This window comes from Bacteriovorax sp. Seq25_V, from assembly GCF_000447795.1.
GTDB lineage: Bacteria > Bdellovibrionota > Bacteriovoracia > Bacteriovoracales > Bacteriovoracaceae > Halobacteriovorax_A.
The window spans coordinates 449,327-464,188 of record NZ_AUNI01000015.1 but is presented as its reverse complement, the minus strand read 5'-3'; the positions used below and the strand labels follow the sequence as shown (position 1 = coordinate 464,188).

The 14,862-nt window shown below is 35.4% G+C and carries 16 protein-coding genes; 11 read left to right on the top strand and 5 right to left on the bottom strand.

Annotation, left to right across the window (positions count from 1 at the left end; genetic code table 11):
• Window positions 1–459: 459 nt before the first annotated feature.
• On the bottom strand, window positions 460–1,383 hold the full coding sequence (locus M900_RS09965; protein ID WP_021274684.1) for a hypothetical protein: 924 nt from the start codon (window positions 1,381–1,383) through the stop codon (window positions 460–462).
• 235 nt (window positions 1,384–1,618) lie between these two features.
• On the opposite strand from M900_RS09965, the gene M900_RS09960 reads away from it, so the two are divergent.
• From M900_RS09960 to M900_RS09920, 9 genes are all read left to right on the top strand, one after another.
• Window positions 1,619–2,632, top strand: coding sequence for a hypothetical protein (locus M900_RS09960; RefSeq protein ID WP_021274330.1), 1,014 nt, complete (start codon window positions 1,619–1,621; stop codon window positions 2,630–2,632).
• A gap of 124 nt (window positions 2,633–2,756) precedes the next feature.
• Window positions 2,757–2,972 carry a hypothetical protein gene (locus M900_RS09955; RefSeq protein ID WP_021274416.1) on the top strand — a complete coding sequence of 72 codons (216 nt, stop codon included), beginning with the start codon at window positions 2,757–2,759 and terminating at the stop codon, window positions 2,970–2,972.
• A gap of 126 nt (window positions 2,973–3,098) precedes the next feature.
• Window positions 3,099–4,094, top strand: coding sequence for a phosphate ABC transporter substrate-binding protein PstS (gene pstS, locus M900_RS09950; protein WP_021274728.1), 996 nt, complete (start codon window positions 3,099–3,101; stop codon window positions 4,092–4,094).
• 8 nt (window positions 4,095–4,102) lie between these two features.
• A complete protein-coding gene (gene pstC / locus M900_RS09945) occupies window positions 4,103–5,077 on the top strand; it encodes a phosphate ABC transporter permease subunit PstC (RefSeq protein ID WP_021274445.1) in 975 nt (324 codons plus the stop codon).
• Entirely contained in the window at window positions 5,077–5,937 is an 861-nt protein-coding gene (gene pstA, locus M900_RS09940; RefSeq protein ID WP_021274611.1) for a phosphate ABC transporter permease PstA, read from the top strand. Before pstC ends, pstA begins: the two co-directional genes overlap by 1 nt.
• Before the next feature lie 21 nt (window positions 5,938–5,958).
• Window positions 5,959–6,711 carry a phosphate ABC transporter ATP-binding protein PstB gene (gene pstB / locus M900_RS09935; protein WP_034732368.1) on the top strand — a complete coding sequence of 251 codons (753 nt, stop codon included), beginning with the start codon at window positions 5,959–5,961 and terminating at the stop codon, window positions 6,709–6,711.
• A 13-nt stretch (window positions 6,712–6,724) separates the two neighbouring features.
• Window positions 6,725–7,360 carry a phosphate signaling complex protein PhoU gene (phoU, locus tag M900_RS09930; RefSeq protein WP_021274677.1) on the top strand — a complete coding sequence of 212 codons (636 nt, stop codon included), beginning with the start codon at window positions 6,725–6,727 and terminating at the stop codon, window positions 7,358–7,360.
• Window positions 7,347–8,072: a response regulator gene (locus M900_RS09925; protein WP_021274593.1), complete on the top strand. Its 726-nt coding sequence runs from the start codon at window positions 7,347–7,349 to the stop codon at window positions 8,070–8,072. Before phoU ends, M900_RS09925 begins: the two co-directional genes overlap by 14 nt.
• Window positions 8,047–9,846 (top strand): ATP-binding protein, encoded by a 1,800-nt coding sequence (locus M900_RS09920; RefSeq protein ID WP_157680622.1) that lies wholly within the window; start codon window positions 8,047–8,049, stop codon window positions 9,844–9,846. Before M900_RS09925 ends, M900_RS09920 begins: the two co-directional genes overlap by 26 nt.
• On the opposite strand, the gene M900_RS09915 is transcribed toward M900_RS09920, so the two are convergent.
• Window positions 9,843–10,670, bottom strand: coding sequence for a flagellin (locus tag M900_RS09915; protein WP_021274653.1), 828 nt, complete (start codon window positions 10,668–10,670; stop codon window positions 9,843–9,845). The two genes, M900_RS09920 and M900_RS09915, sit on opposite strands and share 4 nt — an antisense overlap.
• A 137-nt stretch (window positions 10,671–10,807) precedes the next feature.
• Entirely contained in the window at window positions 10,808–11,068 is a 261-nt protein-coding gene (locus M900_RS09910) for an HPF/RaiA family ribosome-associated protein (protein WP_021274423.1), read from the bottom strand.
• A 138-nt stretch (window positions 11,069–11,206) separates the two neighbouring features.
• On the opposite strand from M900_RS09910, the gene M900_RS09905 reads away from it, so the two are divergent.
• Together M900_RS09905 and M900_RS09900 are read left to right on the top strand one after the other, a co-directional pair.
• Window positions 11,207–11,725: a MotA/TolQ/ExbB proton channel family protein gene (locus tag M900_RS09905; RefSeq protein ID WP_021274778.1), complete on the top strand. Its 519-nt coding sequence runs from the start codon at window positions 11,207–11,209 to the stop codon at window positions 11,723–11,725.
• 3 nt (window positions 11,726–11,728) lie between these two features.
• Entirely contained in the window at window positions 11,729–12,118 is a 390-nt protein-coding gene (locus tag M900_RS09900) for a biopolymer transporter ExbD (protein ID WP_021274761.1), read from the top strand.
• On the opposite strand, the gene M900_RS09895 is transcribed toward M900_RS09900, so the two are convergent.
• Window positions 12,115–13,248 carry a glycosyltransferase family 1 protein gene (locus tag M900_RS09895; RefSeq protein ID WP_021274700.1) on the bottom strand — a complete coding sequence of 378 codons (1,134 nt, stop codon included), beginning with the start codon at window positions 13,246–13,248 and terminating at the stop codon, window positions 12,115–12,117. The two genes, M900_RS09900 and M900_RS09895, sit on opposite strands and share 4 nt — an antisense overlap.
• Before the next feature lie 32 nt (window positions 13,249–13,280).
• Window positions 13,281–14,792: a lytic transglycosylase domain-containing protein gene (locus tag M900_RS09890; protein WP_021274770.1), complete on the bottom strand. Its 1,512-nt coding sequence runs from the start codon at window positions 14,790–14,792 to the stop codon at window positions 13,281–13,283.
• Window positions 14,793–14,862: the final 70 nt, after the last annotated feature.

Below are 14,862 nucleotides of genomic sequence, written 5' to 3'. Positions count from 1 at the left end.
TGCTCGAAAGTTCTTATTCTTTATTGCGCATCTCTTTGCATGATAATCTAGTTTTCTAGCAACTGTTTTGGGATTGATTCTCAGAACTCGTGCGATTCGATTCATCGACATCTTAGAACAAAGAAGTTCGTAGACCATGCGATTAACTCGTCTCTTCATCTGTCCTTTTGCTAGAGAAAAAGTGGAGCTTGAGAATCGAGTGCCACAACTTTTACATTTATAGCGTTGGATGATTCGAGAGTCATCACGTCGTTTGAACGTTCCATCTTTGATAATTGAATCGCGTTTTTGGTGGTAATTACAGTTTTGATTAGGGCAGCCGTGCTTCATGCTACTTACTGTGCAAAACTGATTCAGGAATACATTTTGTAAGTTATAGATATTACAGATAATATTTTCATCTTAATTCAAAAATTGAATTTCTATATATTAAATCTAACACCATTGCTCGGGGGCATCTTAAGCGACTTTAACAAGTTGCTTAAGAGAGAACTCCTCATATTTTTCTACGGCCTCAATCATTGGCCCTTTGAGCGCAGACTTATCTAAGTCTGCCAGGTCATCATAAGAGAAGAATAAGAAAAACTCTTGTCCATTTGAATAGAAAATATTCTGAGAGTTGTTTCCAATAGATAAAATATTTGATTTCAATTTAAACGATTGATTCATCTTATTGTGACCTTCGAATACATCACCATTAAAGATATCATTTGTTGCCTCGATCTTCTTCCCCATAGATCTTATAAATGGCTCCAGATTTCCAAAGAAGCGTACGTTGTTACAAAGTTTTAAACTTTGAAGATCTGCTTTTGAATGAACCTTCATCAACATTCCCGCTTTTGAGACCTGTACAATAGTTGTATCAATGGCATCCAGAACAGAGTCAATAAATTCACATCTCATTGGTATCTTAACACTAAGACGAAATGACCTTGGGATCACTCCAGATTTAGACAGAAGTTTTTGATATACGAATAACTTATAAATATCAAAATTAAACCATCTCATTGACTGGAGTCTAATAAATGGCCCTGAAGAACTCTTAAAAGAAATTAAAGTTTCCTCATTAAGTTCGAACCATAACTCACGTAGACGTGGATCGAGATAGTAAGTGTATAGTTCATAAAGATTTGAACGGATACTTCCCTGCTTATTAATAATCCAGAGTTCTACTTCTTTATATTGGTCTAGCATAAGATTCACTTCATTTACCGGAGTGATGTCTTCACCTCTATCAATACTAGAATGAAGATGGTTTACTAGCTTATTCCAATTTGCCCAGTGAAGTTTTAAGGCCCCACTCTCTACAAGATCAAGTTCTTCATATGTTTTTGGGTTCTTAAAATAAGTTAGAAATTCTGAATTGTAATTTGCCTTTGCCATAACTGTTCCTACACAAAAATGAGTTAACGCCGTAACGTTTTATTAGTTTAGCAATCTGAGGATTGTAGACGAGTTAAATAATCAGGTTTTAATAACATTTATATGATTCTAATGAGTTATATATTATTTTCTTGGTTTTCTGAAAATGTCACAAGAATCGAAAAGTTGGCAACTCTAGTTGGCAGGGGGAGAATGCCCACTTTCCCCAATAAGAGTAAAAAGCTAGAATATATCAATGACTGCAAGAGACTTATTTAGACAATCACACTTAGCACTTAGTTTAGTTCCACTTACAATTAGAGAACTTTTTAATCTTCCTTCGTCTCCTTGTGATATTTATGCATACGAAAATGAAAGCTTCAGGCACATTATTCGAAAAGGAATGTATCTCGACAGTAAAATACTAATCAGTATCATTCAGTCAGGTCATATAAAAGTCTTTACGCACGAAAATGATCGAAAGACACTCATTGAACTACAACAACAAAACCTAAGAACTATTACGAGATCTTTTTCAATGGGAAATCCACATGATAACTGTAAAAAGCAGTTATCGTTACTGACTCTTAACTTGCGCTATCTTTTTGAAGATCCAACAAATGATGAATCTTTAAATCTGCAATACCAAAGTCTTAAAATTTTATTCAAGTACCTTTTTGATAATCCAAAAAAGCATGAAATGATTTACCAAGAATTTATCAAGCAGGGTCATCACTATATTTTTACACAACCTTTTATCTCTGCTCTTTTCTTACTTGGAGTGCTTAAGTATTCTCATGCTTATAGTGAGAAAGATGTGGAGAATATGTTTATCACGAGCTACTTTAAAGACATTGGAATGTCTGCAATTCCAGTCGAAAAATACGACCAGGAAGACTTAACGGAAAATGATAAGAAGATTCTTTCCAATCATGCTGATCTTTCAGTGCAAATCTTGCAAGGGCGTTTGCAGGTATCGCCAGCTCACTTTAAAATAATTGAAGCTCACCATAGCTTTAGTACTCTAAGATCTGAGATGGAGAGACCAAATCAAAAAACAAATGATTTAACAGTTTCTGGCTTTGAAACAATGATGGTTAATATCACAGACATCATTGCAGCGATGATATCCCCAAGACCATATAGAGAGCCTACTTCCCTATTTCAAGCGTTAGAGCTTGTTAAAGCACAAATGTCTAATCAATATCCTTACGAATTTAAACTGATTGTGACCTACTTTAAAAATTTCTTTAGCAATACAGTCGGTTAAAAAAACCTTTTCAAAGTGTTTTTATTATCCCAAAATTAAAATGTAGACCATGGATAGGTTTTAATATTTTTTAAATATATATATTTTTTATCATTGCACTTTTGCCAGATTCTAGGGAGGGAACATGGCCACAGAAACAAGTCCAATTACAGGTATCATTGCTGAAGAACAAGTAGTTATCGATTTCGGTGAGCACGAAGGGAAGTCTATCCTTGAGATTTGTGACACTAATCCAGATTATTACAGCTATCTTATCGAAAAGAAGGAAGAAGGAAGCTGTATGATTAGAAGAGGAAAAGATAAGTCTTTTAAATTATACGTTTCATACACTTTAATGTAGAAACATCTCATTTTTTTGACGCGGGGCTTCTCGCGTCAAATTTCTTAATTAAATCCTAACAAAAGAATCCTGTCTTTTATTGTATTGTTTTAGTCAATTTAAACAAATACTAAACAGGACGGAATAATGAAAAAACTTCTACTTTCTGTACTTGCACTATTTTCAGTTCAAGCACTAGCAATCACTAAAATAAATGGAGCAGGCGCATCTTTTCCATATGCAATTTATTCAAAATGGTTTTCAGAATATTCAAAAATTCATTCAACAATTCAGTTCAACTATCAACCAATCGGTTCTGGTGGTGGAATCAGACAATTTGTTTCTGAGACAGTAGACTTTGGTGCATCAGATGCAATTCTGAATGAAAAGGATAGAGCTAAGGCAAAGCATAAGGTTATGCACATCCCAACAGTTCTAGGAGCTGTTGCGGTTTCTTATAATGTTTCTGAGATCAACAACGGAATCAAGCTAGATGGTCAAACACTGGCAAATATCTACCTTGGAAAAATTAATAAGTGGAATGATGCCGCTATTGTAAAACTAAACCCAACGCTCAATCTACCAGCAAAAGATATTCTTGTAGTAAGAAGAGCAGATGGTTCAGGGACAACATCGATTTTCACTGAATACTTAAGTGCTGTTAGTGCTGAATGGGAAAATAAAGTTGGTACTGGTAAATCTGTTCGCTGGGTTACAGGTGTTGGAGCGAAGGGTAATGATGGAGTTACAGCACTTATTAAGCAAACAGATGGAACTATTGGTTATATTGATTTAGCTCACGCTCAAAAAAATAATCTTTCAGTAGCTGCTCTGAAAAATAAAAATGGCGAATTCATTATCCCAGATGTAAATGCAGTTTCTCTTGCTGCCGCAAACTTTAAACGAGCAGGTGATGATTTCACAGGGTCAATTATCAATGCAGCAGGTTCTGGTGCATATCCAGTTTCAGCATTCACTTACCTGCTTATTTCTTTGAAAGAAAAAGACTCTATTCAAACAGAGATTCATAAATTTATAAAATGGGCCCTCACTGATGGACAGAAATATGCACAACCTCTCTTCTATGCACCTCTACCAAAAAATCTAAGTAGCGATGTACTTGAGGCGGTCAACAAGCTATAATGTCGAACATGATAGAAAAATCTACTGTTAATATAAAAGATGGTCCAAGTTCCTCTTGGGCCATTTCTTTTTCTAAACAAGATAAACTAGCCTATCTTATTCTTAGGTTTATCGCCCTGATTATCGTTATTCTACTTGGGGCCATGATTTTCAAGCTCTTCATTGCTTCAAAACTTGCATTTAATGAATTTGGTTTTAGCTTCATTTATACAGACTTCTGGAATCCTATCGAAGATGAGTTTGGGGCTCTTCCATTTATTTTTGGAACGATAATAACGTCTGTTGTTGCGCTGATTATCGCAGCACCAATAAGTATCGGTGTAGCAATTTACGTAAATGAGTATCTTGGAACAAAGGTTGCAACCTTTCTTTCTCTCTTCGTCGAATTAATCGCTGCGGTCCCAAGTATTATATTTGGTTTGTGGGGTCTTTACTACCTTGCCCCATTTATTAAAAATACTCTTGCTCCTTTTTTAAAAAGTACACTTGGCTTTCTCCCACTTTTCCAAGGAGTCAGTTACGGGATTGGAATTCTTGCGGCATCAATTATTCTTGCTCTGATGATTATTCCAACGATCACAAGTGTTTGCAGAGAAATTTTTAAAACTATACCTAATTTAAACAAAGAAGCAGCACTTGCTCTAGGGGCAACTAAATTTGAAATGATATCCCTGACAATTTTAAAACCATCATTCTCAGGAATTATAGGTGCAATCGTTTTAGGACTAGGAAGGGCTTTAGGAGAGACAATGGCCGTCGCGATGGTTATTGGAAATACTCCAATTATTTCAAGCTCATTATTCTCATCAGCATCAACAATGGCATCTGTCATGGCCAATGAGTACGCCGAAGCAGATTCTGACTTACATCTATCAGCTCTCTGCTATATAGGACTGTTACTTTTTGTCGTTACATTTATTGTGAATCTTTTCGCTCGAACAATCGTGTGGAGACAGACAAAGAAATCAAAGAGGAGAAATTAATGCAACTATCTTCTTCTCGAAAATTTAAAAATACATTATTCAAGGCAACTCTAGTACTTTCTAGTTTAATTGTTGTTATACCGTTATTTTTAATTTTTAATTTCCTACTTCAAAAAGGAATATCTTCTCTAAACTTCGACTTTATCTTTAACGCTCCTAAGCCGGTTGGAGAGATTGGCGGGGGAATGAAGCACGCATTTATTGGTACTCTCGTGATGGTTGGAATGGCCGCATTGATCGCCATTCCTCTTGGAACTCTTTGTGGTGTCTACCTTAGCGAATACAACAAAGGGAAAATAGCCTGGTTTTTAAGATTTACTATTGATCTTTTAACAGGTGTTCCATCTATAGTTATTGGAATTTTCTCTTATCTCATCATCGTTGTTTCCATGAAAGGATTCTCTGCATTTGCGGGGTCATTTGCACTTTCGATAATAATTTTGCCTACAATCACGAGAACGACAGAAGAGATATTAAAACTTATACCTACACATATAAGAGAAGCAGGTCTAGCACTTGGTCTTCCACGATGGAAAGTCATTTATCACATTCTTTTAAAAGGTTCTCGTGCATCTTTAATGACAGGAGTAATCCTTTCGATATCAAGGGCGGCAGGAGAAACGGCACCACTCCTCTTTACTGCTTTTGGAAGTATGTATGTAAGCTATGACCCAAGAGAACCAATGGCGTCTCTCCCAGTACAGATTTATAACTATGCCATCTCTCCATATGATGATTGGCAAAGACAAGCATGGGCCGGGGCATTTAGTTTAATTCTACTTGTACTCGGTCTAAATATTTTTGCAAGACTCTATTTTAAGAAGAATACATTTTTGAAATTCTTCATCAAGAAGTCTTAAAGAGGATTCGAAGTGAACGATATAGCTTTAAAAGTTTCAAATTTACAGGCATGGTTTGGAGACTTCCATGCAGTTAAAGGTATCTCCCTCGATTATGAGGCTAACACAATCAACGCTATAATTGGCCCATCAGGTTGTGGTAAATCGACATACATTCGTTGTTTAAATCGAATTCATGAAGAAGTTGATGGGGCAAAAGTTAGTGGCGAGGTACTTCTTGGTGATAAGAATATCTACGCGCCTAATATGGATCCCGTTGAAGTTAGACGTCATATTGGGATGGTCTTTCAAAAGCCGAACCCATTTGCTTCTATGTCTATCTTTGACAATGTTGTAATTGGTCCAAGACTTTGGGGAGAAAGAGATAAGAATAAACTTGAAGAGATTGCAATTTCTTGTTTGAAGAAAGCCGCTCTATGGAATGAAGTAAAGGATAAGCTTCATCAAGATGGAACAAGCCTCTCTGGTGGTCAGCAACAACGACTATGTATCGCTAGAACACTAGCAACTTATCCTCCTATTATTTTAATGGATGAGCCTACATCAGCACTTGATCCTATTGCTTCAGCGAAAATTGAAGACCTTATGACCGAGCTTAAGAAAGAACATACAGTAGTTATCGTGACTCACAATATGCAACAAGCAGCAAGGGTCGCAGATAACACGAGTTTCTTTATTCTTGGTGAAATGGTAGAAACAGGACCAAGTTCAGAAATATTTACAAACCCAAAAAAGAAACAAACAGAAGATTACATCACTGGAAGATTTGGATAAAAGGCAGACTCATATGGCAGAACTTAATGTTAATTTTTTACGTAAACAAATTCTCGAGATGGGGGCTCTTGTTGAAAAGATCCTAAGCTTTTCACTTGTTAGTGAAAACTCACTCAATGATATTTTCTCGATCGAAGATGAAATTAATAAGTATCACAAGAAAATTGATGATGATGTTTTCAAATATATTGCCCTTAAAGCACCGCATGCCACAGACCTTAGAACAGCCCTTGCTGTTATGAAGATGAACTCAGAACTTGAGCGCATGGGAGATCAGTCTGTAAGTATAAAGAGATACAACCAAAATCTAAAAGGTACTCACCCACTACTTGCAACTCTCCAAGATGAAGTTATGCAGATGGTGAAGAAGAGCTTGGATTCTTTTTCAACATCAAATACAAATCTAGCCGCAGATGTTATCAAAGCGGATAGAGAAGTTAATGCCATTCACCGTGAAATAATTAGAGAATACTTTAGAAAAATGAAAGAAGATGCACACCCATTTGAAGATGGTTTCGCAGCAATGAGAGTGGCCAAGAACCTTGAGAGAATTGGAGATCACTCAACAAATATTTGCGAAGATGTAATTTTCCTTGAATCAGGACATGATATAAGACACAACCCGGAGAAGAAGAATGAGCGAGTTTAGTGCACTAATCGTAGAAGATGAAAATGCAATTGCGAACCTTATTAAGGTAAATCTTGAGACTCTAGGAATTACAGCGACAATCATTAATCAAGGTCGAGAAGCCATTACTCATTTACAAAACTCAACAGATATAAATTACTCATTGATTATTCTAGATCGTATGCTACCGGCCCTTGATGGTATCGAAATCTGTAAATTTATAAGAATGTATGAACGGACCAAGAATATACCAGTTCTAATGGTTACGGCGCTAACTAAACCATCTGATATTGTCGACGGCCTAGAAGCCGGAGCAGATGATTATATCACTAAGCCTTTTGACATCAATGTTCTCAAGGCCAGAGTTAAGTCACTTCTTAGAAGATATCAACCCGAGAAAGAAGAAGAGAAGTCAGGCTCAATTACAGATCCGACACATGGAAGACTTAGCCACCGTGGAATCACTGTTGATACTGAGCAATGTCGAGTTTGGACAGGTGATGATGAAATAAGTCTGACAGTTTCGGAATACAAGTTACTCTGCACCCTATTAGAAAGACCTGGAAAAGTATTGACTAGAAAATATCTTGTTGAGACGATTCAAGGAGGACCAATCCATGTGACAGAGAGGACAATCGATACACATATTTTTGGTCTACGAAAGAAGCTAAATAATTACTCAAACTTTATTGAGACAATAAGAGGCATTGGTTATAGAATCCTTAACGACTAAGCATAAATTATTTCGAAATCTCACCTGGAGAATTTTCAAGCGCTTTGCCCTTGTGCAAACAATAGCGATGGCCTTGGCCATTATTTTAACAATTCTTGTCGCTAGAGATAGAATTAATAAAGTGGCTGCGAATAATCTTGTTTCACAGTCACGTAATCATGTGAATATTTTTTTACGATATAATGAGATCAATGATCCTCGCCTCTGCAATGCACTGAATGATGACCTAATCTACCTTGCCCTCTTTCATGCAACCGAACAGTATATCTGTAAGTCAAATAATTTTGACGGGGTTAAGAATCAAGATATTCTTCGAGTTTTTGATGATTTGAAAGGTGAAGATAAGAAACTACTCTATAACAAAAGACTGAATAATGACTTTCTCTACTATCACTCAGAAATAACTTTTGCGGAAAAGGCTTATTCTGTGTATATGATTTTTAATGCTGAGAAAATTTTTCAATTTCTTGTTAAAACAAATAATTCAATTCTAATTTATATTTTCCCTATCTTTATCATCAGTACTCTACTCTCGTTATTTGGTGCAATGAAGATGGCAAACCCACTACGCTCTATTCTTTCAAAGATTATTTCATTTTCAAATATTTACACCAAAGATAACCTTATCTCTGAGATTGAAAACTCTACTCAATCAGAATGGGAAATTATTGAAAGAAGTATTGATGAGAGTGAGTACACAAACAGAAAACTCCTCTCAAACCTAAAAAAAGAATCGAGTAAGTTCTACACTCTACTCGAATCAATTTCAGACTCTATTCTTGCAATTGACTCAAAGGGAAAAATTCTTTTTGCAAACAATGCTTTTGTTTCTTCTTTTTCAAAAAGAACGACGAAAGTTGATAATTTAAACTATATCGATGTAATCAGAAATCATGATCTAATGAAGTTTATCGAAAGCTCTTTAACTTCTGATAGCTACTCCTTCAGTGCAGAGTTTGCAATTGAGATTTCAGAAGGAAAGAAAAAGTATTTCTACATTAACACCAACCCATTAAAAGACACCGCCGGAAATAGTTACGGAATCGTTTGTATCTTCCATGACCTTACAAGTTTGAAAATGGCAGAAAAAATGAGGAGTGACTTCGTTGCCAATGTTTCGCACGAAATTAGAACTCCACTCACTGCAATTAAAGGCTATGTTCAAACAATAGAATCAATTAGAGCTGATTACACAGAGTCTGAGAAAGAAATTCTTCAAACCATCGTTCACAATTGCGACAGACTTACAAGTTTGTTTAATGATCTTTTAAGCCTTTCAACAATTGAAGCAATCAACGAAGTAGAACTAAGTGAAATCAACCTCCACGAGCTCACAGAACAATCTATCTCAGATACTCTTCAATCATTTAAAGATTTACAAGTTCAGGTAAATACAACATTTATGGCCAATGAGTTTATATCTAATCCAAAGATGGTTGAGCAAATTATCATCAATCTTGTTTCAAATGCCATCAAGTATAATGAGAGTGTTAGCGATATAAAGATTGATCTCAGATGGGAGGAGAATGAGCATAATACATTCCTCTACATTGCTGATAACGGTCCAGGGATTGCTAAAGAACACCTTCCTCGAATTTTTGAAAGATTTTATCGTGTCGATCAATCTCGTAACCGAAACTATGGAGGAACAGGCTTAGGGCTGGCCATCGTAAAGCATCTTGTTCAAAAACTTGGTGGAAAAATTAGTGTTACGAGTGAAGTTAATATTGGGACAACATTTAAGATTCAGTTCAGGAAAGACTTGGTATCTTAACCAAGCAGCTTAACTGCCGCCGCAGGTCTCGTATTTGCCTGTGCCAGAAGTGCAAGTGACGCATTCTTCATTATTTCATCTTTTGCATTATTAGTAGTTGATTCAGCAACATCAGCATCAGCGATCTTAGACTTCGATGCTTCAAGGTTTTCTCTATGAATCTGTAGATTCTGATTAATAGATTCCATTCTAACCATTGCTGAACCAAGCTTCGCTCTTGAACTTGAAACTTCACCAATCATTGCATCAACAGGTTGAAATACTCTTCTTGCATCTTCTTTTGTTAAAATATTAAGACCATTAAGTCCAAAATTATTAGACGACGCTAAAACTTTTTGTAGATCGTATACAAGACGGCTTGTTTCAGCTGATCCATCGATTCCAACTTGTAGTTCATATATTGAACCTTTCCCATTAATAATGTGGTTTCCGTTAAATTTTGTAGATGCTGTTAATCTTCTTGTTTCTTGAACCATTTGTTGAAATTCTTTATTTGCAACATAACGATCTTGATCATTAACAGTGTCTGAAGCTGCTTGCATTGCTAGCTCTCTTAGTCTTCCACTAATTGAGTGCATAACACTAAGTGTCCCTTCAGCTACTTGTAAAAGAGAGACACCATCATTAACATTTCGTTGGGCCTGGAGATTTGAAACACTTCTAGCTTTCATTCCTGTAGCGATTGCTAAACCTGATGGATCGAATGAAGCTTCAAATATACGACTACCACTAGACAACTTTGTCTGTTCCACATTCTGGTGCCTATTAACGTCACCAAGACGCCTTTGTGCAACCATAGATTGGTAGTTAGTATTAATTCTCATCTTCCGTGAGTCTCCGTGAGATCGACCTTGATCTCTTCTATCAACTAACTTTCGGAAAATATTGCCGAATACTTAAATTTTGATAATACCAGAGCTAATTACTGGCCTAATCCTAAGGCCAGTAACTATTGGAGGGATTAATTTCTAAGGGCAGATGCCTTAGAAAAAACTTTTGAAGCAGCTTTATAAGGGTTGTGATCAACACTATGAAGAACTACTGGTTGACCATATCTCTCAAGAATCATTTTAAACATGAAATCTTGACCTACTTTCTCAATATTCATTTTAACATTCATAAGATCTTTAAATTTTCTTTGAATTTTTTGGAATTTTCTCTCAATGAAATCTTGAAAGTTTTGAGACTTATCAACATGGTGGAAAACGAGATTGTGTAGCATATGAACCTCCTCTATCACTTTCCTTCCTACACTTGTAAGATGGTGTTAAAAATCAAAAGCACAAGGGTAAAATTTAAATTTATTGCTAAATATCCATTATCATTTAAAATAAAAGAGAATAATTATTAGGAGAAATATATGAGATTATTTGAATACATTGAGCAAGGTGGACCAATTATGTACCTACTGGTACTTCTTAATATTATTGGTTGGGCACTAATGCTATCAAAACTGTATTTCCTATCTCTTGAATTAAAATCAACAGATAATACAGCAGATACTTTAAAAGAGGACTTGAAAGGACTGACACAAACGAGTGACGCATCTTCAATCATTGAGCTGACAAAACAAATTGTATCAACGCATGTAACGAAAGCAGAAAAAGGTCTAAATACGATTAAGATTATCGCGACAATATCACCTCTACTTGGGCTTCTTGGAACAGTACTAGGGGTTTTAACAGCGTTTCATGTGATGTCACAAACAGGTCTCAATAACCCTTCAAATTTTGCACAAGGAATTTCGATGGCGCTTATTACTACTGTTGGTGGAATGATTGTAGCGATTCCACATTATGTTGGTCACAACTATCTTCTAGGAATGCTAGATAAATTGGAAAATGTTTTAGAAAAGAAGACATTATCAAAGGTTCTTTAAGTTATGGCGAGACGATCTAGACAAGAAGTTTCTACAGATATAACCCCGCTTATTGACGTTGTTTTTCTTCTTTTAATATTCTTTATGACTTCAACAGTCTTTAAGAAATCAGAACTGGCACTACTCCTAAGTCTTCCCAAAACAGAATCTGGAGAAGCTGTTAGTGCTCAAACTAAAACAATTGTGATCGAAGTAAACAAAGATCAAACAGCACTAGATGGAAAAAACCTAAGTCCAGAAGAGCTTGAAGCACAACTTACGGATATCAAAAATAAAGAAACGCCAATTGATCTTAGAGTGGATAAAGAAGTTCAATATCAAAGATTAGTTAAAATTCTCGATATTCTAAAGAAATTAAATCTAAGCAATTTATCACTTATTACAGAGAACTAAACAAGTTCTCTGTAAACATTCATAATATTTTCAGAAGTCTTACTGCGGTGAAATTTCTCAACAAAATTACGGCCATTTTCAACCATATCAAAACGCAGTTCACTATCCGTTAAGACACGCTCTATCGCGCTTGCGATTTGCTCAACACTTTTAGGGTCAATATAAATAGAGTTAGGTCCACCTGCTTCAGGAAAACAAGATCCTTCAGATGTAATAACTGGAGTTTTTGAATACAAAGCCTCTATAATTGGAATCCCAAAACCTTCAAAAAAAGAAGGATAGCAAAACAAGCTACTCCCCTGATAAAATGCAGGAAGGTCCGCGTTATCAACAGTCGTAAGAATTTTTACTCGATTCCCTAGGCCTTTACTTGCTATATAATTCTCAACCTCAGTTTTATAATCACCACCATTACCGATTAAAATAAGCTCATGATTAATTGATTTTTTAAGGCTCGCATAGGCCTTGACTAGACTTAATGCATTCTTACGTTCTTCAATTGCCCCAACGTATAAAATAAAGTTCTTACCCACCCCATACCTTCTTAGCACAGTATTTATTTCTTCCTCTTCGAGAGGAGTGTAAAAGCGTGGATTACAAGATTGGTAAACAACACGAATTTTCTTTTCATCGACATTGAGAAAGCTAACGAGATCTCTCTTTGTTTGCTCACAAATCGCAATCACAAGATCAGAACTTTCACAGGCATACTTAAATTTTTTGAGATAAACTTGACGATCAATCCAAGGAAAAAAGTTTGGATAGCGCATAAAAATAAGGTCATGAATAGTAACTATCGATCTGACATTAGACTTTTCAATTCCTTTTGGAAGTTCGTGACTAAGCCCATGGAAGATATCAAGCTGCTTTTTATCAATGTCTTCAGTTAGAAATAAACTTCTCCAGACACTTGAAAATTTACGATTAAAAAAACCTGAAGGCTCAACAACATTGAGCTTACTATATTGATCTAGCCACTTTTTAGCACGATCATCACTAAAAGGTGGCGTAAAAAGAAAATACTCATCATTTGGATAATAACGATTAAGACCGGCGATTAAATCTCTCGAATAATTACCTAATCCCCTAAAATTATGAAATGCTCTCTTGGCATCAAAACCTATTCTCATACGATTAGTATATTGAAGTCTTTAAGTTTTGACTATCCCTCATCTCTTAGTATTGTTAAAACTTGTCCAGAATAAACAATATTTGAGTCCAGATCATTTACTTTCTTTATTTCACCTACCGTAACCCCAAATTTCTTTGAAATCTTTGTAAGATTATCCCCGCGTCTCACACGGTACTTACTAGTTTGAGCTTTAACTAAAAGTTGTTGACCAACGTATAGCTTTGATGATCTTAAAGAGTTCATTTTCTTTAATTCAGTAATACTAAGTTTGAACATACGTGAAATATGATAAAGATTATCACCAGGTCTTACTCTATATGTTGTTGCGTTATTTGAAGCGACTTCTCTAGCTTTTTTGTGAACCTTTAATTTTTGGCCCACATAAATTTTAGAACCACTAATACCATTAATCTTTTTTAATGTATTAACATCGACACCAAGTCTCTTTGATATTGTGATTAGATTATCACCTCTTTTCACGCGATAAACTTTTTTCTTTACTTTACTATCTGAACTCGAAACTCTTACAACATCAATATCTTTTAATGCAGAAAAGTCAGTATGTTTTGAAGTTGGAACAAATACAACCTGTCCCTTACGCTTAGATACTTTAACCCATCTTTGTCTCAAGTCTGGATTCAATGCCTTAAATGTACTTAATGAAACATTTAATTCTTTTGCTTTTTTATAAAGATCGAAAGAACTTGATACCTTCACCGACTTAACTTTTTCAAATGGGCTATCAATTCTGCTCGGTAAACTAAGTCCATATTTTTTGGAGTCTTCATATAATTCACGTGCTGCAGCTACTTTAGGAATATAGAAAATTGTCTCCTTTGGAATCAATTTCTTCTTAACAAGTTCTTTATAGTCACGAGTATTACCCTTTCTAATTGCATTAATGATTCTATACTCTCCAGCATTATAAGCGCAAAGAGCTAATTCCCATGAACCAAAAATATTATAAAGATCTTTGAAGTAACTAGCAGCTGCTTCTGTTGCCTTTATAATGTGAGATCTCTCATCTACTTGTGAATCAACTCTTAGTCCATATCTTGTGGCAGTTCCTTTAATAAACTGCCAAGGGCCTACGGCAGATGCATGACTTCTTATATGAGTATTATATCCACTCTCAATTAGACCAACATAAAATAGATCAGTTGGTAGCCCATGAGAAGTTAGGATTTGATTAATTACACTTCTATACTTCGCCCCATTTCTTGCATGACGAATAAAACGTTCTTTTTCTTTCTTCGAAAAATAACCGATCCAAAAGTCAAAATGCTTTTGCTTATAGTCTAGATCAAGATCGTGAATGTGATCAAATATAGGCTTCGTTGTAGAACTTATTTGTCTTGAAACTTCATCACTCGTAAGACTCTTTATAGAAATATTTTTAGGAAGTGTAACTGGTACTGTTGCATTAGCGTTAACTGGCATTTCATCAACTTGCGCATTCTTCATTGCAATCTGATCACGAGTCATAAACTGACCACATGAAGTTAGTAATAAAGTTAAGGCTAATGAATGATAACGAGACAAGGCTAACTCCTAATAATTATTTTTTATATACTCTATTGTAATTAAATATTGAGAAAGTAACACCTGGAAT

What these genes read in the sequence shown, in the direction of transcription:
- M900_RS09955 (WP_021274416.1), top strand. Translation starts at nt 2,757, where the DNA reads ATGGCCACAGAAACAAGTCCAATTACAGGTATCATTGCTGAAGAACAA.
- pstC (WP_021274445.1), top strand. Translation starts at nt 4,103, where the DNA reads ATGATAGAAAAATCTACTGTTAATATAAAAGATGGTCCAAGTTCCTCT.
- M900_RS09905 (WP_021274778.1), top strand. Translation starts at nt 11,207, where the DNA reads ATGAGATTATTTGAATACATTGAGCAAGGTGGACCAATTATGTACCTA.
- M900_RS09925 (WP_021274593.1), top strand. Translation starts at nt 7,347, where the DNA reads ATGAGCGAGTTTAGTGCACTAATCGTAGAAGATGAAAATGCAATTGCG.
- M900_RS09910 (WP_021274423.1), bottom strand. Translation starts at nt 11,068, where the DNA reads ATGCTACACAATCTCGTTTTCCACCATGTTGATAAGTCTCAAAACTTT.
- phoU (WP_021274677.1), top strand. Translation starts at nt 6,725, where the DNA reads ATGGCAGAACTTAATGTTAATTTTTTACGTAAACAAATTCTCGAGATG.
- pstA (WP_021274611.1), top strand. Translation starts at nt 5,077, where the DNA reads ATGCAACTATCTTCTTCTCGAAAATTTAAAAATACATTATTCAAGGCA.
- pstS (WP_021274728.1), top strand. Translation starts at nt 3,099, where the DNA reads ATGAAAAAACTTCTACTTTCTGTACTTGCACTATTTTCAGTTCAAGCA.
- M900_RS09915 (WP_021274653.1), bottom strand. Translation starts at nt 10,670, where the DNA reads ATGAGAATTAATACTAACTACCAATCTATGGTTGCACAAAGGCGTCTT.
- M900_RS09895 (WP_021274700.1), bottom strand. Translation starts at nt 13,248, where the DNA reads ATGAGAATAGGTTTTGATGCCAAGAGAGCATTTCATAATTTTAGGGGA.
- M900_RS09960 (WP_021274330.1), top strand. Translation starts at nt 1,619, where the DNA reads ATGACTGCAAGAGACTTATTTAGACAATCACACTTAGCACTTAGTTTA.
- M900_RS09965 (WP_021274684.1), bottom strand. Translation starts at nt 1,383, where the DNA reads ATGGCAAAGGCAAATTACAATTCAGAATTTCTAACTTATTTTAAGAAC.
- M900_RS09900 (WP_021274761.1), top strand. Translation starts at nt 11,729, where the DNA reads ATGGCGAGACGATCTAGACAAGAAGTTTCTACAGATATAACCCCGCTT.